17 protein-coding genes are annotated in these 21,271 nt (G+C 64.1%); 7 read left to right on the plus strand and 10 right to left on the minus strand.

Features of this window, described 5'->3' with window-relative positions; genetic code table 11:
• Positions 1-34 precede the first annotated feature (34 nt).
• Positions 35-3,172, minus strand: coding sequence for an FAD/NAD(P)-binding protein (locus tag O3300_RS07620; RefSeq protein ID WP_305052621.1), 3,138 nt, complete (start codon positions 3,170-3,172; stop codon positions 35-37).
• 200 nt (positions 3,173-3,372) lie between these two features.
• On the opposite strand from O3300_RS07620, the gene O3300_RS07625 reads away from it, so the two are divergent.
• Positions 3,373-3,915, plus strand: coding sequence for a phosphohydrolase (locus O3300_RS07625; protein ID WP_289897306.1), 543 nt, complete (start codon positions 3,373-3,375; stop codon positions 3,913-3,915).
• 362 nt (positions 3,916-4,277) lie between these two features.
• Positions 4,278-4,877, plus strand: a complete 600-nt coding sequence (locus tag O3300_RS07630) for a response regulator (RefSeq protein WP_251348103.1) — start codon at positions 4,278-4,280, stop codon at positions 4,875-4,877.
• A gap of 417 nt (positions 4,878-5,294) precedes the next feature.
• Here the strand turns inward: O3300_RS07630 and O3300_RS07635 are convergent, their stop codons facing one another.
• The gene (locus O3300_RS07635; RefSeq protein WP_099667305.1) at positions 5,295-5,516 is read right to left on the minus strand and encodes a hypothetical protein; all 222 of its coding nucleotides are present in this window, start codon (positions 5,514-5,516) and stop codon (positions 5,295-5,297) included.
• Positions 5,517-5,736: 220 nt separating this feature from the next.
• On the opposite strand from O3300_RS07635, the gene O3300_RS07640 reads away from it, so the two are divergent.
• Positions 5,737-6,324, plus strand: a complete 588-nt coding sequence (locus O3300_RS07640; protein WP_305052622.1) for a chromate transporter — start codon at positions 5,737-5,739, stop codon at positions 6,322-6,324.
• Entirely contained in the window at positions 6,321-6,905 is a 585-nt protein-coding gene (locus O3300_RS07645) for a chromate transporter (RefSeq protein ID WP_099667303.1), read from the plus strand. The genes O3300_RS07640 and O3300_RS07645 overlap by 4 nt, the downstream gene beginning before the upstream one ends.
• A 3-nt stretch (positions 6,906-6,908) precedes the next feature.
• Here O3300_RS07645 and urtE read toward each other — a convergent pair whose 3' ends face one another.
• The 7 genes from urtE to O3300_RS07680 form a co-directional block, all read right to left on the minus strand.
• A complete protein-coding gene (gene urtE, locus O3300_RS07650) occupies positions 6,909-7,607 on the minus strand; it encodes an urea ABC transporter ATP-binding subunit UrtE (RefSeq protein WP_305052623.1) in 699 nt (232 codons plus the stop codon).
• 18 nt (positions 7,608-7,625) lie between these two features.
• The gene (urtD, locus tag O3300_RS07655; protein ID WP_305052624.1) at positions 7,626-8,456 is read right to left on the minus strand and encodes an urea ABC transporter ATP-binding protein UrtD; all 831 of its coding nucleotides are present in this window, start codon (positions 8,454-8,456) and stop codon (positions 7,626-7,628) included.
• Positions 8,453-9,574: an urea ABC transporter permease subunit UrtC gene (gene urtC / locus O3300_RS07660; RefSeq protein ID WP_305052625.1), complete on the minus strand. Its 1,122-nt coding sequence runs from the start codon at positions 9,572-9,574 to the stop codon at positions 8,453-8,455. Before urtC ends, urtD begins: the two co-directional genes overlap by 4 nt.
• Positions 9,571-11,169 carry an urea ABC transporter permease subunit UrtB gene (gene urtB / locus O3300_RS07665; protein ID WP_305052626.1) on the minus strand — a complete coding sequence of 533 codons (1,599 nt, stop codon included), beginning with the start codon at positions 11,167-11,169 and terminating at the stop codon, positions 9,571-9,573. The genes urtC and urtB overlap by 4 nt, the downstream gene beginning before the upstream one ends.
• 141 nt (positions 11,170-11,310) lie before the next feature.
• Entirely contained in the window at positions 11,311-12,564 is a 1,254-nt protein-coding gene (gene urtA / locus O3300_RS07670; RefSeq protein WP_251348096.1) for an urea ABC transporter substrate-binding protein, read from the minus strand.
• A 186-nt stretch (positions 12,565-12,750) separates the two neighbouring features.
• Complete coding sequence (locus tag O3300_RS07675) at positions 12,751-13,539, minus strand: DUF4349 domain-containing protein (RefSeq protein ID WP_305052627.1); 789 nt, start codon at positions 13,537-13,539, stop codon at positions 12,751-12,753.
• A 16-nt stretch (positions 13,540-13,555) separates the two neighbouring features.
• Positions 13,556-14,155, minus strand: coding sequence for a transglutaminase family protein (locus O3300_RS07680; RefSeq protein ID WP_305052628.1), 600 nt, complete (start codon positions 14,153-14,155; stop codon positions 13,556-13,558).
• A 255-nt stretch (positions 14,156-14,410) separates the two neighbouring features.
• On the opposite strand from O3300_RS07680, the gene O3300_RS07685 reads away from it, so the two are divergent.
• The 3 genes from O3300_RS07685 to O3300_RS07695 are packed head-to-tail and all read left to right on the plus strand — an operon-like array spanning position 14,411 to position 19,643.
• Positions 14,411-14,998, plus strand: coding sequence for a DUF2760 domain-containing protein (locus tag O3300_RS07685; RefSeq protein WP_305052629.1), 588 nt, complete (start codon positions 14,411-14,413; stop codon positions 14,996-14,998).
• A complete protein-coding gene (locus O3300_RS07690) occupies positions 14,995-16,866 on the plus strand; it encodes an Hsp70 family protein (protein ID WP_305052630.1) in 1,872 nt (623 codons plus the stop codon). Before O3300_RS07685 ends, O3300_RS07690 begins: the two co-directional genes overlap by 4 nt.
• Before the next feature lie 2 nt (positions 16,867-16,868).
• Complete coding sequence (locus tag O3300_RS07695; RefSeq protein WP_305052631.1) at positions 16,869-19,643, plus strand: Hsp70 family protein; 2,775 nt, start codon at positions 16,869-16,871, stop codon at positions 19,641-19,643.
• Between the two features lie 15 nt (positions 19,644-19,658).
• Here O3300_RS07695 and O3300_RS07700 read toward each other — a convergent pair whose 3' ends face one another.
• On the minus strand, positions 19,659-21,200 hold the full coding sequence (locus O3300_RS07700) for a CHASE2 domain-containing protein (protein ID WP_305052632.1): 1,542 nt from the start codon (positions 21,198-21,200) through the stop codon (positions 19,659-19,661).
• Positions 21,201-21,271: the final 71 nt, after the last annotated feature.

Here is a 21,271-nt window from a genome sequence, read left to right on the forward strand (position 1 = left end):
CAGGGAACAATGAAACGCCATCATAGCGAAATCACTAAAAATCCGTCTCGCCCTGGATCACGGCCGGATAGCCCGTCATGGCGCGCGACGTCTGCATGCCCGCCATCACGGCCGCCTCCACGCAGCCCGCGTTGATGCCCGTCCTGATCCAGTCGCCCGTGAGGAACAGGTTGCTGAACCCCGACTGGTCGGTGGCCAGCCGGTACTGCGTGCTGTTCACCACCGACATCACATAGCGCTCGGACGGATCGACGTTGGCGCGCCAGTACTGGCTGTCGAAACGGGCCGCGCCCGTGGCCGCCTTGGCGTCCACCAGCCATTGCCACGGGAACGCACCTGGCCCGCCCGCCTCGGGCCACAGGGCGCCGATCTCGTGCTCCAGCTGGTGCAGCGCGCCCTGCTTCGCCCTGGCCGCGCAGCGGGCCGGGAAATCCGTGTCGGTGACGGGCGGATAGCTGTCGACGGGGAAGGCGCTGCAAAAGTAGGAGACGTTTTTCGGCGCCAGTCCCGCAGGCCAATCCTCGCGCGCCAACAATTGATCCATCGGCGCCCACGTGTCGTACGGCTCCGTGAAGGCCGACAGCACGGGCTGCTGGCCCTTCGGTTGCGTGGTCCAGCCCATCTGACGCAAATCCTTGTTGAGCCATACCTGATAGGCTTGCGTAGCCACGGTTTTCACCTTGTCGGCCGCCAGTTGCAGGGCCGGGCTTTGCGCCAGCAGTTGCGGACACAGGGCGGGCAGCGAGCCGATGGAAATGCCGAACACCACCTTGTCGAAGTCGACGCCCTTCTTCAATACCGTGGCGGGCAGCGCGCGGCCGAACGCTTGCCGGTACTGCTGCGGCCAGTCGCTCCAGTACGATTCCAGGTTGACCTCTTTCTCCTGCAGCAGCGCCGCCTGCGCCGCTTCGATCTGCGCATAATCGGGCGCGCTGGGCCAGCACGCCAGACCTTTCACGTCGACCAGCGGCGCATAGCCGGCGGCGGGGTCTTTCAATTGCACCTGCTCGGTGATGCGGATGCTGTCGATGTCGCCCGCGCCCGGCACCAGTTCTTCCACGCGCTGGAAGAATTTGAATTCCACGCCCCTTTTTTTCAACACTTGGTACAGCGGCGTGAAGATCGTGTCGCCCATGCCGGCCTGCATCTTGAACATGATGCCGCCCTTGTAGGCCAGGCCGATGCGCGCCATCGCCCGCAACAGCGTCCCCGCCTCGATGTTCGGTTTCGCAAAATCGCCGCCCTCGTAGGCGAACACCAGGTCATAGAAGCCGCGCACGGGCGCCGAGTTGACGCTGAACTGCTCGTCGCCGCCATGCTTGCGCAGCCAGTCGCGGAAATCGATATCGTTGATGACGTCGAAGCCGTTCTTGAACACGCCATCCTGGAACATGCCCTTCATGACCGTGATGCCCAGGTCCAGGCAAATGAACAGGCGGCGCAATTCGTCGTCGCCATCGATCAGGGCCCGGTAGCGCAGGCGCAGCCAGGCGCGGATGCCGTTCAGGGTGCTGGCCAGCAGCTGGTGGCGGGCCTGGTCGTGGCGCGTGGAGTCCGGCGCCAGGTCGGCCACCAGCGCCGCCAGCGCGCCCACGGACAGGCCCACGTCCAGTCCCAGCTCGTCGGCTTGCCCCACCACTTCATCGGCCAGGCGGCGCAGCCAGCCCGGCCACACGCCCTCGCCCTGCGAGGCGCTGGCACGGACGATGCGCGCATCCGCGTCCGCCACCTGCCGGATCTGGCGTATCCACTGCTCGATCCAGCCCACCATGGCGATGGCCATCTGCCACAGGGTGATGTCTTCGCCGCCCTCGCCCGGCTCGCCCGGCAAGGTGGGAAAGACGATGGACCAGTTGCGCCACTGCCCCTTGACGTCTTCCGACAGGGCCACGTAATCGTGCTGCTTGAAGGCGTCGCGCCAGGTGGCCAGCGGCGCGCCGGGCGGGCGCTCCAGGCTCGCGTACGCTTCCTTGATCATCTTGAAGGCGTTCGCGTAGAAGCCGAACCAGATGTGCAGGCCGTGCTCCTCGATGCGCTGGCCCGCTTGCGCATTGCGCCCGCTGGCCCCCTTGCCGCCCAGGCGCCAGCCCAGCTGGTAGACGGTGATGGCATGCCGGTTTTGCCAGCCCGGCTGGTTCGTCAGATAATACGCCGTGGTCATGGCCGCCACGCCGCCACCGAGGATGGCGATCTTTTCCGGCGCGATGCGGGAATTGTCGACCAGCTCCTCGCCCGGCATGGCCGTGAAGTCGAAATTCACCTGGAACGGCAATATCGCCGCCTGCGGCCCCAGTTTGAGACCCAGGGTCTGGTCCAGCGGGAAGCTGTCGAAGGCGTGCAGCGTGCATTCATACTCATAGCCGAGCAGGCGCGCGCTGTGCAGGCGGTTGATCTCGGCGGGCGCGGCCACCAGGGCCTGGTACACGGCTTTCACGCCCGCGCTGTCGGGGAATTGCTTGAGGAAAATCTGGTCGATGCGGGGGTTGCGCAGCAGCGACAAAACATCGGCCCAGCCGGCCTGGTCCATGTCAAAGAAATCGGGGATGGACAGGAAAATCTGGAACGCCTGCTCGATGAGTTCCAGGAAACTGTTGATGGGCTTGTGCTGCCCCGTCTGCACGGTGGCGTTGACTTCCAGCAATGGATGCAGGGCCAGTTTCGTTTCCGGCGAAAAATGCTGGAAGCCCTTGGCAGCCACGGAACAGCGCAGCGGCTCGCTGCCGGCGGCGGGAATCTCGTAGTCGCACAGGTATTTCGGATAGCCGAACAGCTCGCGCCCGTTGATCAGGGCCATCGCGTCATCGACGAAAATGTGGCATGGGTACCAATAGATATGCGCAAGCTTGCCCTGGGCATCCATCTGGCCGACCATGATCCAGGTGACGATGTCGACTTCCGTGATCCAGCCCTTGGCCTGGTCGACGGGGTTGGCGGAGTCCGCATGGTTGACGCGCGTAAACGTCAGCATGACATACGGCGACAGGGCTTTCAGGCTCATCTTGCTGCCCGCCACCTGGTTCAGGGTGGTATTCACGGTCGCTTGCAGCTTCGCCAGCTCGCCCCTGACGAAATAACCGTACATTTCCGACTGTTTCAATTGCAGCGGCGAGTGCATCATCACCGAACCGCCCTGATAGATATACGAAGGTCTTGCCGAAGGTGTCGCCGTCATTGCCCTGTCCCCTTTAAGTTTCAGTCAAACAAGATTTCTACAGTGTATTTGAGAAATATCAATGAATGATATGAAATAAATTAAAGGATTTGCCAAGATGCATAGGCTCGGCCGGAAGGGCGAAGGACGGGCGGGAGGCAAGCGGCGGCCATCGGGTGTAGGATGGATCATCCGTGCAAAGCAGGCGAGCTGATCCAGAAATGATTACTACCGACTACGTATCCACTTACTCAGGCAACCGTTTTTATCCCTTGCGCCCGCATATCGACAAGGTCGCCATCGAAGACATCGCCCACGGCCTCGCTTACCAGTGCCGCTTCAATGGACAGACGCAAGTGTTTTACTCGGTTGCCCAGCACAGCCTGATCGTCGCCGAACTGGTGCCGCCCCCCTTGCGCCTGGCCGCCCTGCTGCACGACGCGGCCGAAGCCTACCTGGGCGACATGGTGAAGCCCTTGAAAGTGCTGTTGCCGGAGTTTGCCGTGCTGGAAGACAAGGTCAGCGCCATCATCGCCGCCACCTATGGCCTGGACTTTTCCGATTACGCCCCCATCAAACGGGCCGACCTGATCGCGCTGGCGACGGAAAAGCGCGACCTGATGCCGCACTCGGCCGAGCGCTGGGCTTACCTTGACGGCATCGCCCCCTTGCCCGGTATAATCGAGGCCATGGGTCCGGCCGAAGCCAAGCAGCGCTTCCTGCAGGCGTTTGCCCAGTTGGGCGGCCTCGGGCTCGCCGCATGAATGCTTGCACCCAGCCGCACGAACGGGCGCTAAGCCCCGGTTTTTGCACGGCTTTTTTAGATATCCACAGCAACTGTGGATAAAGTTGTTGATAAGCCCCTCTTGACAAGCCGCAACACCAGTATTGATGCGGGTTTCAACAATTTGCTGATTTCACAGGCAATTTTTTACCCCAATGAAATCAATGACTTGCAATCAGGAGTTTGCGCTAGAACAAACTTTCTCTGTCACCATGAAAATATATTTTGCGGTGCATTGGCAATCCCTGGCCCAGGCCGTCTTGCTTGAACAGCATTGTTTTGACAAACCCCGCAGACTGGCATAGTGTGGAGTAGCGACGACGATCAACGGTGGATAAACGCATGAATATGGATAGCGATAATTCCGCCAAGGGGGCGGACGAACCCGACTGGCTGGTCGACGAACCGCTGGAACGGGCGGAAGCGGCGGCGGAACCCGCCAACGCGGCGCCTTGGCGCGTGCTGATCGTCGATGACGATGTCGACGTGCATGTGGTGACCAAGTTCGCCCTCAGCCAGGCCAGCTTCCAGGGCCGCCGGCTGAGCTTTTTGCACGCGTATTCTGGCGCCGAGGCGCTGGCCTTGCTGCGCGGCACACAAGATATCGCCGTGGTGCTGCTCGATGTCATCATGGAAACCCAGGATGCCGGCCTGCAAGTGGCGCGCCAGGTGCGCGAAGACTTGCACAACAGCGCCGTGCGCATCATCCTGCGCACGGGCCAGCCCGGCCAGGCGCTGGAACACCGCATCATCATCGACTACGACATCAACGATTTCTGGTGCAAGACCGACCTCACCACGCGCAAGTTGTTTACCACCGTGATCGCCTCGCTGCGCACCTACGCCACCTTGCGCGAAGCGCAGCAACAGGTCGCCGAACTGGCCGCCGCCCTGGCCCAGTGCGGCGACACACCAGCGGCGCCGGCCGGCGGCACGCCCTGACCCTGCGCCGCTACTTTCAGTCATAAAAACAAGAGCACTGGATAGGCATACAGGCTTGCGGCATGCCCCATTCCGGCCCATCTTGCCCGCCGATTGCATGGGCTGAGCGGCGTCAATTTCCTAAGTGGCGGATTGTTAAGCGCTTTTTCAGATATCCACACGGACTGTGGATATCTTTGTGGATAAGCGCCTATTGACAGCCTTCAAAGCCACAGCCCGTGCGGCTTTCAATAAACTGCTCAATCAAACAGCAAAAATAAAACTCATTAAAATCAAGCACTTAGAAACTCACACATAATCACAAGAAAATTATTTCGCCAATTTCGTTAACTCATCATTTGTGCATAACTGAGCCGTAATGATCAATCCGACAACAGCGGATCGCGGCCGCCGGCAACACAGTTGCCGTGCGGATACTCAATGCACGGTCTGCCGGCGCTGCTCCGGGTGCAGCAGCACGCGCTCGATCAGTTCCGGGGCGACATTGTATGACTTCAGGTATTCCAGTGCGCACAAGGTACTGAAGGCCGCCTGCACGGCGATGCCCAGATTGACGATATCGCACATCTTCTGGTCGACCCGGGCATGCGGCACCACGGTTTTGACGGGCATATGCAGCGTTTCTGTGGATTGAGGCATGATGGACAACTCCTGCGAAGGGTACGGAGGGGGGGAGACGGCGTAGCGGTGCGAACCGCGACAGCGCGGACAGGGACAGCGATCATGGTGCCGATAAAAGTATTGCCGATAAACTCTCGATGTCAATGGCAGGGAAACATGAGCCACGGTTTTTTTCTTCCAGGCACAACCGCAGCCGAAAGCGATGGACAAGCGCGAGCAGCCACGGCGATAATCAGCCATGCCTGCCCCCGCCGCCACCCAGCCCGACCTCCCCCGCCCCCAACCCGCCTCGCTTGCCGACCTGTTCTTCTCGTTCACCTGGCTGGCCCTGCAAGGCTTCGGCGGCGTGCTGGCCGTGATCCAGCGCGAGATGGTCGAGCGCAAGCGCTGGCTGACGCAGGAGGAATTCCTGGAAGACTGGGCCGTGGCGCAAATCATGCCGGGGCCGAATGTCGTCAACCTGTCCCTGATGGTGGGCGGACGCTATTTCGGCTTGAAAGGCGCGCTGACGGCGCTGGCCGGCATGCTGGCCGTGCCCCTCGTCATCGTGCTCGTGCTGGGCGTGCTGTACACGCGCTTCGGCGACAATCCGCAGATGGCGGGCGCCCTGCGCGGCATGGCGGCCGTCTCGGCCGGCATGATCGCCGCCACGGGCGTGAAACTGGCGACCGCGCTGGTCAGGCATCCGCTGCCCCTGTGGCTGACCTTGTCCATCACCGTGCTGGGCGTGCTGATGGTGGCGATCTTCCGCTGGCCCCTGCTGTACATCCTGCTGGGCCTGGGCGGCATCGGCTGCCTGCTCACGTATCGAAAGCTGTCCGCATGACGCCGCCCCTGCAACTGGTATTGAGCGCGGGCGACTGGCTGAACCTGTTCGGCCATTACCTGATGCTGTCGCTGATGTCGATCGGCGGCGCCATTTCCACCACTTCCGAAATGCACCGTTTCCTCGTCGAGCAGCATGGCTGGCTGACGCAGGCGCAATTCAATGAATCGATCGCCATCGCCCAGGCCGCACCCGGCCCGAACGTGCTGTTCGTCGCCCTGATGGGCTGGAACGTGGGCATGAACGCGGGCAGCTACACGGCCGCCTGGCTTGGCGTGTTCATCACGATGGTGGGCATCATGCTGCCCAGCACCACCCTCACCTACGTGGCAGCCCAGTGGGGCTACCGCAACCGCGACCTGCGCCCCGTGCGCGCCTTCAAGCAAGGCATGGCGCCCATCGTCGTCGCCCTCTTGATTTCCACGGGCATGATTTTGGGCGGCGCCAACCACCAATGGCGCACCGACTGGCCCCTGTGGACCCTGTCCATCGTGGCTGGCCTGATCATCTGGCGCACGAAGATCCATTTATTATGGCTGCTGGCGGCCGGCGCCGTGCTGGGGTGGCTGCAGCTGGTGTAGTTGCTAGACCGCCAGGTGCCGCGTCACCTCCTCGCCATCCATCTGTTCTGCCAGTCCGCTGGCCACGACACTGCCGCGCGACAGGACGATGAATTCGTCGGCCAATTCTCGGGCGAAATCGAAATATTGCTCGCACAGCACGATGGCCATGTCGCCGCGCTGTTTCAGCAAGGAAATGACCCTGCCGATATCCTTGATGACGGACGGCTGGATGCCCTCCGTAGGCTCGTCGAAGATGATCAACTGCGGCTCGGCCAGCAGGGCGCGGGCGATGGCCAGTTGCTGCTGTTGCCCGCCTGACAAATCGCCGCCGCGCCGCTGCAGCATCTCTTTCAATACCGGAAACAGTTCATACACGTGGGGATCGATGCGCGCAGCTTGCCTGCCCCGCCTCACCGCCATGCCCATCAGCAAGTTTTCCTCGACCGTCAGGCGCGCAAAGATGTCGCGCCCCTGCGGCACGTAAGCGATGCCCAGCTTGGCCCGCGCATGGGGCGCCAGCTTCGTGATGTCGCGGCCATTGAAGACCACCTGGCCCTGCGCCACGGGCAGCACGCCCATCAGGCATTTCAGCAAGGTCGTCTTGCCCACGCCATTCCTGCCCAGCAAGGCCAGGCACTCGCCCTTGCGCGCCGACAGATTGATGCCGCGCAAGGTGTGCGAGGAGCCATAGTATTGATTTAACTGTTGCACTTCCAGCATGGTCTGCGATCTCCCCTATTACCTTCCCAGATAGACTTCGATGACCCGCTCGTCGGCTTGCACCTCGTCCATGCGGCCCTGCGCCAGCACGGAACCCTCGTGCAGCACGGTGACGATGCCTTGCCGGGCGATTTCCGTCACAAAGCCCATGTCGTGCTCGACCACCATGATCGAATGTTTGCCCCGTAATTCATTGAGCAATTCCGCCGTGCGCGCCGTTTCCGCGTCCGACATGCCGGCCACGGGTTCATCCAATAAAATCAACTGCGGCTCCTGCATCAGGAGCATGCCGATTTCCAGCCACTGTTTTTGCCCGTGCGACAGCAAACCGGCCGGCCGCGCTTCGTGGCCGTTGAGGCGGATCAAGCGCAATACCGCTTCGATCTTGCCTGCCTGCTCGGACGTGAGGCGCGCAAACAGGGTGGGCGCCACGCGCTTGTCCATCTTCATCGCCAGTTCCAGGTTGTCGAACACCGTGTGCTGCTCGAACACGGTGGGACGCTGGAACTTGCGGCCGATGCCCGCGTGGGCGATCTGCGCTTCCGTCATGGCCGCCAGATTCATCGTTTGCCCGAACCAGGCCGTGCCGGACGTGGGCCGCGTCTTGCCGGTGATGACGTCCATCATCGTCGTCTTGCCGGCGCCGTTAGGCCCGATGATGCAGCGCAATTCGCCCACGGAAATATCGAGACTGAGCTTGTTGATGGCCTTGAAACCGTCGAAGGACACGCTGATATCTTCCAGATACAAAATGGCGCCATGCGTCGTGTCGACGCCCTCGCCCTTCACGCGCGCATACGTGGGGCCTGCTTCCGCGCTGGCCATGCCGGGCAACATGCGGATGCTCATGCGGCCTCCTCTGCCACGACGGCGGCTTTTTTACGTTTGAGCTTGCTCAACACGCCCAGCATGCCTTGCTGCATGAACAGGGTGACGACGATGAACAGCAAGCCCAGCGCAAACAGCCACAGTTCCGGCATGGCGGCCGTGAACCAGCTTTTCAAGCCGTTCACGGTGAAGGCGCCCAAAATCGGGCCGAGCAAGGTGCCGCGTCCGCCGACGGCCACCCACACGACCATCTCGATGGAGTTGGCCGGCGACATTTCGGACGGGTTGATGATGCCCACCTGCGGCACGTACAGGGCGCCGGCGATGCCGCACAGCACGGCCGACAAGGTCCACACGAACAGCTTGAACCACAGAAGGTTGTAGCCGAGGAACATCAAGCGCGCCTCGCTGTCGCGCACGCCCTGCAGCACCCGGCCCAGCTTCGAGCGGACGATGGCGCGCGCACCGACCAAAGCGGCCAGCAGGAAGGCCAGGGTCAGCAGGAACAGCACGGCCCGCGTGGCGGGCGCCGTGATGCTGTGGCCCAATATCGTCTTGAAATCCGTGAAACCGTTGTTGCCGCCAAAGCCGGTGTCATTGCGGAAGAACAAGAGCATGAAGGCATACGTCATCGCTTGCGTGATGATGGAAAAATACACGCCCTTGATGCGCGAGCGAAACGCGAAGTAACCGAACACGAAGGCCAGCACGCCCGGCACCAGCACGACGAGGGCCATGCAATACCAGAAATGTTCCGTGAAGGCCCAGTACCAGGGGTAGGTTTTCCAGTCGAGAAAGACCATGAAGTCGGGCAAGCTGCTGTGATACTGGCCCTGGTCGCCGATGGCGCGCATCAGATACATGCCGTGCGCATACGCGCCCAGGGCAAAGAACACGCCGTGGCCCAGGGACAATATGCCCGTGTAGCCCCAGACGAGGTCCAGCGCCAGCGCGGCCAGCGCGTAGCACATGAACTTGCCCACCAGCGCCACCGTATAGGCGGACACGTGCAAAGCATGCCCTTCGGCAAACGCCAGGTTAAAAATCGGCAACAACGCGGCCAGTAATGTACAGGCGGCAATCGCCAGCCACACGGGCCGCGTGAACAGGCCAGGCTTGATTTGATGGGAGGTAATCATTCGACGCTGCGTCCCTTCATGGCAAACAGGCCCTGCGGCCGGCGCTGGATGAAAATGATGATGAATATCAAAATGGCGATCTTCGCCAGCACGGCGCCCGCCACCGGTTCGAGGAATTTGTTCACTTCTCCCAGGCCCAGCGCGGCGATCACGGTGCCGGCCAGCTGGCCCACGCCGCCAAGCACCACCACCATGAAGGAATCGACGATGTAGCTTTGGCCCAGGTCCGGCCCCACGTTGCCCAGCTGCGACAGGGCCACGCCGCCGAGCCCCGCGATGCCGGAACCGAGGCCGAAGGTCAGCATGTCCACCTTGCCCGTCGCCACGCCCACGCAATCGGCCATGCGCCGGTTTTGCGTGACGGCCCGCACGAACAGGCCCAGCCGCGTCTTGTTCAAGATCAACCACACGGCCACCACGACGACGATGGCAAAGGCGATGATGGCCAGGCGGTTGTACGGCAACACGAGGCCGCCCAGCACGGTGACGCCGCCCGACATCCAGGCCGGATTGGCCACTTCCACGTTTTGCGCGCCAAAGATCGTGCGCACCGCCTGCATGAGGATCAGGCTGATGCCCCAGGTGGCCAGCAAGGTTTCCAGCGGCCGGCCATACAGCCAGCGGATCACCGTGCGTTCCAGCACTACGCCCACCAGGCCAGAGACGAAAAAAGCGGCAGGCAAGGCGGTCAGCAAATACCAGTCCTGCACGCCAGGCAGGAAGTGGCGGAAAAACAGCTGGCACAGATACGTCGTGTAAGCGCCTATCATCAGCAGTTCGCCATGCGCCATGTTGATGATGCCCATCAAGCCGAACGTGATGGCCAGGCCCAGGGCCGCCAGCAGCAGCACGCTGCCCAGCGAAATGCCGTAAAACACATTGCCGGCGAACTCCATGCGCGCCACCCTGCCCTTGATCTGGCGCATGGTCTCGATGGCGGCCAGTTGCACGGATTCGTCCGGTTCGCCGGCCTTGCCATCTGGCCCTTTCTCCAGCATGGCTTGCAGCACGGGCAGCAGGCGCGCATCGCTGCTGCCGGCCAGCGCCTGCACGGCGGCCTTGCGCGTGGCGACGTCGGGCGCATGCAGGTTGGCGCTGGCGATCAGCACCTGCAATATCTGTGTAATTTCCGCATCGCTTTCCCGCGCCAAGGCGGTGCGGATCAGGGGCAGCTGCGCGGGATCGACGGCCTTTTGCAACGCTTGCGCGGCCGCCAGCCGTTCGGCCCGTTCCGGCGCCAGCAGTTTCAGCCCCGACAAGGCGCCTGCCACGGCCGACCGCAAGCGGTTGTTGACCATCACGCCATCGATGCCGTCCGGCAGCGGCACGTTCTTGCCGAGCGCCGGGTCAAGCGCCTGCTCGCCGTCGACGATATACACCTTGCCGTCGGGCGTGGCGTATAACGCGTCGTCCTGCAAGGCTTGCAGCACACGGGCGGCCTCGGGCGTGGCAAGGGCGGCGATCTGCGCGACGGCGGCGACACGGGCGTCGGGATCATCGCCGGCCAGCGGCTTGAGCAAGTCGGGAGGGATGGCGGCCTGCGCAGACAACGGCAACAGGCAAACTAATAGCAAAATACGACGTAGCAGACGCATGCGGAAAGACCTCTCATCGTTACTTCAGCCCAAGCGAAAATCTGGGGTCAGACGGGGACGCCAAGTCCCGTCGGGGGAATTCGTCCCAATGGGACAAATTCCGATCGCGAAGCGACTGACCCCGGCCTTTCTGCCGCCAGCTCATAACTTTTGCTTGCCCTCATTGCCCTTGATAAACGGGCTCCACGGCTGGGCGCGTATCGCTTCCTTGGTTTTCCACACGACATTGAATTGCCCATCGGCCTTGATTTCGCCGATCATCACGGGCTTGTGCAAGTGGTGATTCGTGGCATCCATGGTCAGGGTAAAGCCGGACGGCGCCTTGACGCTCTGGCCGGCCATGGCGGCGATCACCTTGTCCGTGTCCGTCGATTTCGCCTTTTCCACGGCTTGCGCCCACATGTGGATGCCGACATAGGTCGCTTCCATCGGATCGTTCGTCACGACCGACCCCGCGTTCGGCAGCTTTTGCGCCACCGCATACGCTTTCCACTGCTTGATGAAGGCCGTATTCACGGGATTCTTGACGGATTCGAAATAATTCCAGGCCGCCAGATGACCGAGCAGCGGCTTGGTATCGATGCCGCGCAACTCTTCCTCGCCCACGGAAAACGCGACGACGGGCACGTCCGTGGCTTTCAAGCCCGCATTGCCCAGTTCCTTGTAGAACGGCACGTTGGAATCGCCATTGATGGTGGAAATGACGGCCGTCTTGCCGCCCGTGGAAAACTTCTTGATGTTGGCGACGATGGTTTGATAGTCGGCGTGGCCGAACGGCGTGTAGACCTCGCTGATATCGCTATCCTTGACACCTTTGCTTTTCAGAAAGGCGCGCAAAATCTTGTTGGTGGTGCGCGGATACACGTAATCCGTGCCCAGCAGCACGAAGCGCTTGGCGCCGCCGCCATCCTTGCTCATCAGGTATTCCACGGCAGGTATCGCCTGCTGGTTCGGCGCGGCGCCCGTATAAAACACGTTCTTTTCCAGCTCCTCGCCCTCGTATTGCACCGGGTAAAACAGCAGGCTGTTGAGTTCCTTGAACACGGGCAACACCGACTTGCGCGACACGGACGTCCAGCAGCCGAACACGACAGCCACCTTATCCTGCGCCACCAGCTGGCGCGCTTTTTCCGCGAACAAGGGCCAGTTCGATGCGGGATCGACGACGACGGCTTCCAGCTTCTTGCCCAGCACGCCGCCCTTGGCATTGATTTCGGCAATCGTCATCAGCGCCACATCCTTGAGCGACGTTTCGGAAATGGCCATGGTGCCCGACAGGGAGTGCAAAATGCCCACCTTGATCGTATCGGCGGCCAAGGCTGCCTGCATATAAGTGGAGGTGGCCAGGGCCAGTGCGCCGGCGGCGGCCGCTTTCAGGATGATGCGTCGTGACATGGGGACTCCTGTGATGGGTTCGTGGGGGTCGAGCTGGGCCTGCGATGTTGTTAAAGCAGAATGCATGCCAGCGCCAGCGGGCGTCCGCCATGGTGCACGGGGCCGGCGCCGCACGAAAAAAAACCTGGCTGCACAAGGACTGTGCAGCCAGGTTTCAAATTGCCGTAAAACGGTGCGTAACCCGCATCAATTCTTGCGTGGCACGCCTTTCAAACGACGCCAGCCCTTGCGGCCCAGCGGGAACAGCAGCACGAAAGCGATCAGCCACGGCAGGATGTAGGCCATGGCCGTGATGGCGTTGGCCACGCCTTCCGACAGGTTTTCCGTGAAATTGCCCAGCGCGCGCTTGACGGGGCGCCAGAACGATTGCTTGCCTTCGGCGCTGATGGCCACGTTCAGCAAGTCCGTATCGATGCGTTGCATCAATAGCGCGTTGGCGGCCGTCGCCTGCTCCAGCTCCACTTGCACGGTGGCCAGCTCCTTGGTCACCTTGATGAGGGCATCGACGTTGGTGCCCGAGCGCTTTTCCAGGTCTTGCAGCTGTGCCTGGTATTGCTTGAGCATTTCCAGGCGTTTCTTGCTGTCGAGCACCGGACGGCCCAGGTCTTCCACCTTGGTGCCCTGGCTGGTGACGTCGCCTTCGGCCGCGACCAGCGCGACCAGCTTCTTGATGCCGGCTGGCTTGACGCGCATGCTGATGCGCGCATGCACGTAGCGGCCGCTGTCGACGCTGGAATCGAGCAGCAGGCAGCCGTTTTCCGTATCGGCCTTGCAGGCAGCGACCACTTTTTCATACAGGGGACGCACTTGCGCCTCGTGCGTATCGACGCTGACATTATGTTCATAGGCAAGAAACTCGCTGCCCTTTTCCTTGCCATCGAGACGCGCGGCGCTCGATTGCCCGCCGCTCTCGCCCTTGCTGCCGCAACCGGCCAGCAGCATCAGGCCAATCAGACCCATATGGATTTTTTTCATGGTTTCTTTCTATGAATTACTTGTTCAACGGAAGCATCTCGACATCGGGCAGATGCGCCGCCACTTCCTGCACCGTCGCATGGCCCGTCAGGGAGGCGATCACCTGCGGCAACGGCGCCGGCCAGATTTCCGGCAAATCGCGTTCCTCGGGCGCCAGCACGGGAAAGGCCAGCTGTTCCCGTGGCGGCACAAACGCCGCGTCGACGCCGGGCTTGTTGCCGCGCGCATCGATGCGGTACCAGCCGAAGTCTTGCAGATACACGGCATTCAAGCCATGCAGGCAGAACGGCGGCCCCACCTCGCCCACGGCCAGGCGCTGGTAGCACAGGCCGGCAGGAATGCCGTTGGCGCGCAGCAGCGCGGCCAGCAGATGGCTCTTCGCATAACAATAGCCCGTGCCATGCTGCAAGACGTCGGACGCGCGGCAGGTGACGGGATTGCGCTGGTAATCCCAGCTGTGGGCGACCTCGTCGCGCACGAAGGCAAAGCAGCGGGCCGCGATCGCGGCGTCGCCCACCGCGCCCACCGCCAGCGCGGCCGCCCTGGCGCGCACGGCTGGATGGTCGCTGTCGATGTAAGTGCTGCTGGCTAAATACAGGGAAAAGTCGGTAGACATGGCATCGAGGTCATGCAAAAAGATAATGCGCGATTCTAGTCGAAGCGGCACGAAATCGAACGTTTCCTTGCGCAAGAACAAAGAAAATCCACGCTTCGGCCTGCCTGCCAGGGGGGCGGCGACTTTGGCGGCGGCCCGGTAGCTGGTATCATGCGGGCAAACGCAGCCGGCCCTGTTGGCCCCGCACATGGCACTACCTTGCGAAGCGGCCCCCGCCGCCGACGCCTCCCTACAGATCAGAGAAACGAGTTCCCTATGAGCACTTCATCGTCCCACCCATCGTTCTGGCGCCGAGTCCCGCTGGCTTTCGGCACCTTCTTCAGCACCCTGTCGGACGCCGCCTATGCGGCCCGCGTGGAAAAGCTGTCCTTGCCCGAAGCCGCCCCGGTGGCGCCAGTGGCCCCGGCTCCGGCGCCCGCCCCCGTGCCGACGCCGGCCGCCGCGCCCGTCATTTTGAAGGAAGCGACGCCCGATGCCGCCCTGCAATTGCTGGCCTTGCTGCAACGCGAAGCGCGATTGATCGACTTTACCCAGGAAAACCTGGGCAGCCATGCCGATGCCGACATCGGCGCGGCCGCCCGCGTCGTGCATGAAGGCTGCGCCAAGGTCATGCGCGAATACTTCACCATCGAGGCCGTGCGCCAGGAAGCCGAAGGCAGCCGCATCGTGCTGCAGGAAGGCTTTGATTCTGCGCAAGTACGCCTGACGGGCAACGTGGTCGGTTCCGCGCCGTTCACGGGCACCCTCAGCCACCGCGGCTGGCGCGCGTCCAGCGTGCGCCTGCCGAAACTGAGCGAGCAGCACGACGCGGCCATCCTGGCGCCAGCCGAGGTGGAACTGTGAACGATCAAGCCAACCCAAGCCCGCGCTACGCCATCGGCATCGACCTGGGCACCACCCACAGCGCCCTGTCGTATGTGAACCTGGTCGAGAGCGACGGCGAGCAATCGAGCCACGGCGTGCTGAAAGTGCCGCAGTTGTCGGCGCCGGGCACCGTCGAAGAATTGTCGCTGCTGCCGTCGTTCGTCTACCTGCCGCACGCCGATGAAGTGGCGGCGGGCGACCTGGCCCTGCCCTGGGTCACCGAGGAAGCCGAAGCGCCGTTCGTCGTCGGTGAAATGGCCCGCAGCCGCGGCGCCACCACGCCGATCCGCCTCGTCTCCAGCGCGAAAAGCTGGCTGTGCCACCCGGGCGTGGACCGCCGCGCGGCCATCCTGCCGAACGATGCGCCGGCGGAAGTCGCGCGCATTTCGCCCATCACGGCCGCCACGCGCTACCTGACGCATTTGCGCCAGGCGTGGGACAACGCCCACCCGCAAGCACCGTTCGCCGAGCAGGAAATCACCGTCACCATTCCCGCCTCGTTCGATCCGGCCGCGCGCGAGCTGACGATGGAAGCGGCGCAGGCGGCCGGCTACGCTTCGCTGACCCTGCTGGAAGAGCCGCAGGCGGCCTTGTACAGCTGGATCCAGACCAGCGAAGGCCGCTGGCGCAAGGAAGTCAAGCCGGGCGACATCATTTTAGTGGTCGACGTGGGCGGCGGCACCAGCGACTTTTCGCTGATCGCCGTGCTGGAACGCGACGGCGTGCTGGAACCGCACCGCGTGGCCGTCGGCGAACACATCCTGCTGGGCGGCGACAATATGGACCTGGCCCTGGCCCACCTGGTGGCCCGCAAGCTGGCAGCCAACGGCACCCAGCTGGACGCCTGGCAGATGCGCGCGCTCACTTATGGCTGCCGCAGCGCCAAGGAAAGCCTGCTGGCCGACAGCGGCCTGGAAACGGCGCCCATCGTCGTGCCGAGCCGCGGCTCAAAGCTGATCGGCGGCTCCATCCGCACGGAACTGACGCGCGCGGAAGTGTCCACCTTCATCCTCGACGGCTTCTTCCCGCAAGTGGAAGCGTCGAGCCGTCCTGCCGTGCGCACGCGCGCCGGCCTGACGCAACTGGGCTTGCCGTATGCGCAGGACGCGGCCATCACGCGCCACCTGGCCGCCTTCCTGGGCCGGCAAGTGGCGGCGACGTCCGAACTGGAAGGCTTCGCGGGCCGCCAGTCGCAGGACGCGAGCTTCCTGCACCCGACGGCCGTGCTGTTCAACGGCGGCGTCTTCAAGTCCGACCTGCTGGTGCAGCGCATCATGGCCACCGTCAACGACTGGCTGTACATGGAAGGCGCGGAACCGGCACGCATGCTGGCCGGGGCCGACCTGGACCTGGCCGTGGCACGCGGCGCCGCCTACTACAGCTACGTGCGGCGCGGCCATGGCGTGCGCATCCGCGGCGGCACGGCCAGTTCCTTCTATGTCGCCATCGAATCGGCCATGCCCGCCATCCCCGGCATGGAACCGCCGATCCAGGCCCTGTGCGTGGCGCCGTTCGGCATGGAAGAAGGCAGCGAATTGGAATTGCCGGGCCAGCAATTCGGCCTGGTGGTGGGCGAACCCGTGCACTTCCGCTTCTTCGCCTCGTCCACGCGCCGCAACGACCAGATCGGCGACTTGCTCGATTTCTGGGGTCCCGACGAATTGCAGGAACTGAGCGAAATCCAGGCGACCTTGTCCGCCGAAGGCCGATCGGCCGGCGACGTGGTGCAGGTGACACTGCACGCGCGCGTGACGGAAGCGGGCACCCTGGAACTGCTGGCCGTTTCCCCTGACGGCGCCGAGCGCTGGAAAGTGGAATTCGACGTGCGCGGCACGCCGCAGCAATAGGCATGCGCAGCGCTGTGGGCAAGCCGGCCTTCCTGGTCGGCATCGACCTGGGCACCACCAACACGGTGGTCGCGTATGCGGCGGCTGGCGATGCGCCGGCAGGAATAAACCTGTTCGCCATCGAGCAGCTGGTCGCTCCCGGCGAAGTGGGCGCACGCCCCCTGCTGCCTTCCTTGCGCTACCATCCCGCCGCCGGCGAACTGGCGGCGGGCGACTTGCAGCTGCCCTGGCCGCAGCAAGACATCGACCATGCAGTTCTGGGGATGCTGGCGCGCCAGCTGGGCGCCCAGGTGCCGGGCCGGTTAGTGGCCAGCGCGAAGAGCTGGCTGTCGCACGCGAACGTGGACCGCCAGGCGCCCATCCTGCCCTGGGGCGCGGATGCCGATGTCGCGAAAGTGTCGCCCGTGGCGGCCAGCGCCAGCTACCTGGCCTACGTGCGCGCCGCCTGGAACCACCGATTCCCGCAGGCTCTCCTCGAAAACCAGGAACTGGTGCTGACCATCCCCGCCTCGTTCGACGAGGGTGCGCGCGCACTCACCCTGGAAGCGGCCCGCATGGCGGGCTTGCCCGCGCTACGCCTGGTGGAAGAACCGCAGGCGGCCTTCTACGATTTCCTGCAGCGCCAGCGCGCCACCCTGCGCGCAGACCTGGCCGACACGCGCCGCATTTTAGTCTGCGACGTGGGTGGCGGCACCACCGATTTCAGCCTGATCGACGTGGCCTTCGATGACGACGGCGAACCGCAGCTCACGCGCAGCAGCGTAGGCAACCATTTGATACTCGGCGGCGACAATATGGACCTGGCGCTGGCCCACCTGGTGGAAACGCGCCTGGCCGCCGGCCAGGAAGGCGGCATGAAGCTGTCGGCCGCGCGCCTGTCGCAGCTGATGGAACGCTGCCGCGCCGCCAAGGAGCTGCTGCTCTCCGCCGACGCGCCGGAGAAAACCACCGTCACCCTGCTGGGTGCCGGTTCGCGCCTGATCGGCGGCAGCCGTTCCGTCGACGTCACGCGCGAGGAAGTGGCGGCCATGGTGGTCGATGGCTTCTTCCCGAAGGTGGAACTGAGCGAGGTGGCCAGAAAGGGCCGCGCCGGCATCGTCGAATTCGGCCTGCCGTATGCGCAGGACGCGGCCATCACGCGCCACCTGGCCAGCTTTCTGCAGCAGCATACCGGCGCACTGCCCGATACCCTGCTGCTGAATGGCGGCGTATTCCGTGCCGACGCATTGGCGCGCCGCCTGGCCGACACCCTGGCACACTGGCGCGGACAGCCGCTGACCATCCTGCACAATGACAATCCCGACGTGGCCGTGGCCCGTGGCGCCGTCGCCTACGCGCTGGCCCGGCGCGGCCAGGCGCCGCGCATCGGCGGCGGTTCGCCGCGCAGCTATTTCCTCGTGCTGGGCGAGGCGGGCAAGGACCACCGCGCCGTCTGCATCCTGCCCCGTGGCAGCGCCAGCGGCGAAGAAATCCGCCTGACGGAGCGCCTGTTCGCCTTGCGCCTGGGCCGGCCCGTGCGCTTCCACCTGGCCACGTCCCTCTTTGAGGCGGGCACGCCGCCGCAGCTGGGCGAGATCGTCGACCTGGACGACGGCGAGTATTTGCGCCTGCCGCCGCTGGCCAGCGTGTTGCACGCCAAAGACGGCGGTAACGACAAACGCGACATCACCGTGCAACTGGCCACCGTGATGACGGAAGTGGGTACGCTGGAAGTGCATTGCGTGGCCGCAGCCGATGCCTGTGCGCGCTGGCTGCTGGAATTCCAGTTGCGCGCTGGTAAGGAAGAGCAAGGCGGTGGCGAGGCTCAAGCCGTGTCGCCGCGCATGAAGGAAGCCATCGAGAAAATCGAGCGCATTTTCGGCGGCAGGGCGCAAAAGGTCGACGTCAAGGAAGTACGCCAGCTGCGCCAGCACCTGGAACGGGGGCTGGGCGGGCGCGAAAGCTGGGATACGCCGCTGTTGCGCCAGCTGTTCGACACCCTCCTGCTGCGCGCCCGCGGCCGGCGCCGCTCCGCCGAGCATGAGCGGGTCTGGCTGAATCTGGCCGGCTACTGCCTGCGTCCCGGCTACGGCGATGCGCTGGACCCGTGGCGCATCGAGCAGCTGTGGGCGATGTTCGACACGGGCGTGCAGCACCACAAGGATAGCCAGGTGTGCGCCGAATGGTGGACCCTGTGGCGCCGGGTGGCCGGCGGCTTGAACACGGAGCAGCAATTGCGCCTGCTCGACGACTTCGCCTTCAACCTGCAAGCCGATGCGGCCCAGCGGGGCAGCCGCCCCGTCACCCTCGTGAACGGCAGCGACGACGACATGCTGCGCCTGGGCGCCTCGCTGGAGCGCATCCCTGGCGCCTACAAGGCGGAAGTGGGCGCCTGGCTGCTGAAACGCCTGGAGAAAGCCGGCAAGAAGGGGGAAGCGGCGGACACGAACACCCTGTGGGCGCTGGCCAGGGTCGGCGCGCGCCAGCCCTTCCACGGCAGCGCGCACGAAGTGGTCGACAGCGCCACCGTGGCCGAATGGTTGCAGGTGCTGCTGGCGCTGGACTGGAAAAAGGTGGAACCGGCCGCTTTCGCCGCCACCCACCTGGCGCGCATGACGGGCGACCGCTCGCGCGACATCGCCGACGAACTGCGCGCCACCATCCTCGCCCGCCTGAAAGCCGTGGGCGCCACGCCCCTGTGGCAAGCGATGGTCAGCGAAGTGACGCAGCTGGACGAAGCGAACACCAAGCGCATGCTGGGCGAGGCGCTGCCGCCGGGGTTGAAGCTGATCAATTAATCAACTGCCATCTCGCTACACCAGCGCCACCACCAGCAACACCACCGCCAGCGGCGCCTGCACCAGCACGATGCCGGGATGCGTGCGGCGCAGCTGGGCCCAGACGTTCAAGCCCGGCACTTCCTCGTGCGGATGGTGGGCTTCGTCGCGCAGCGACATCGCGTGCAGGAACATGCCGGCGATCAGGGGGCCGGGATTGACCCACCAGCCCAGCTCCAGCAAGCCGCGCGACAGGTAGATGGCCAGCGCGCCGATGGCAAACGGCGAAGCCCACACCAGCGCCAGCATCAGGCGGATGCCATAGAATTCCGCCAGGGTGCCCATGCGGTGCAGGCGGCTGAAATCGTGGTCTTCCATGCGCTTGTCGATGGCCAGTTCGGCGCGGCCGTACAGGGTCCACAGGCCGCCGAACAGGCAGCCCAGCAGCACGCCGATGACGATATCGGCTACGAACACCGCATATTTATTGACGTCGGCCGTGCCGATGCCCAGCGACGTGTGGGCGGCCGCATGCAGGTGCAGGCCGGCCTGCTCGCCTTCGGCCGTCGTATAGCGGTCGCGCACATCATACGTGCTGCCGATATACACGACGTTCTTGCGCAACGCCCCGGCATCTACGCCGGCCTGGCCTTCGATCAGTTTGACGCGCGTGCGCGTGGGGTTCAGGAATGCCGGCGCCACGGCCGCCGGATGAAACGGCGCCGTGACGGCGTTCTGCTCTGCCGCATCCTTGGCGTCGCCGTGGATGACGGGTTCGAACGCCCAGCGCGCCAAGTCCCTTTCGCTGCCCGAGCGCCGCGCCAGCTGGCACACGCGGCCCGCCAGCGCCAGCCCTTGCTTTTGCTCGGACAGGACGGCCGGCATGGGCTGCTTCTGCTCCTGTTCATCGGCGCCATGCGCCAGCTCGAAGGCCACGGCCGCCAGCACGGGACTTTTCAGCTCGATGCGCGTGACGGCGCCCATGCGTTCGCGGATCCGCGGGCTGGCAAAGTGGATGCCGGCCGCGCAGCGCGCGCGTATCCAGGGCAGGTTCGCATTCTCGTCCGATTGCTCGGGCAGGATCAGCACCAGTTGCCGGCCATCGGCGGCCAGCCGGTCGAGCAGGCGGTCCAGCGGCCGCTCGCCCGCCTTGTGCTGTTCGTACACGGCCGGCGCCAGGTCCAGGTCGATGGCCAGCACCTGGCTGCCGCGCGCAGCGGCGCCGGCGATCAATTGCTCCAGGCGCGTGCGTTCCAGCGGTTCGCGCTCGTCGAAGACCTGTTCGAACGCGGGCTGGTCGATTTCGATGATGCCGGGCCGGTAGGCGGCGCCCGGGTCCTTGCCCCGGTCCAGCAACTGCTCCTGCGCCGCGCTGGCGCGCAGCATGGCCGCATCGAGCCATTCGAGCACGTGAAAACCTTCCAGCGCCAGCATCAGCGAGGCGATCAGGCTGGCGCCGATCACGTGGTGCAGCAGGTGCGTGCCCGTCAGCTTGAAGGCCGAACCCAGCTGGGTAACCGGCCACAGCAGGCGCCGCCAGAGCGGCAGGTGCGGTTGATCCGGCTGGCTGGTTTCCACGGTGCCTGCTCCTTGCGCGCAACGAATAAATTATCACTCAAGCAACAAGTAGTGACGAAAGGACAGTATAT

It is taken from the genome of Janthinobacterium sp. SUN206, from assembly GCF_030587305.1.
In the GTDB taxonomy this organism is placed as follows: Bacteria; Pseudomonadota; Gammaproteobacteria; order Burkholderiales; family Burkholderiaceae_D; genus Janthinobacterium; species Janthinobacterium kumbetense.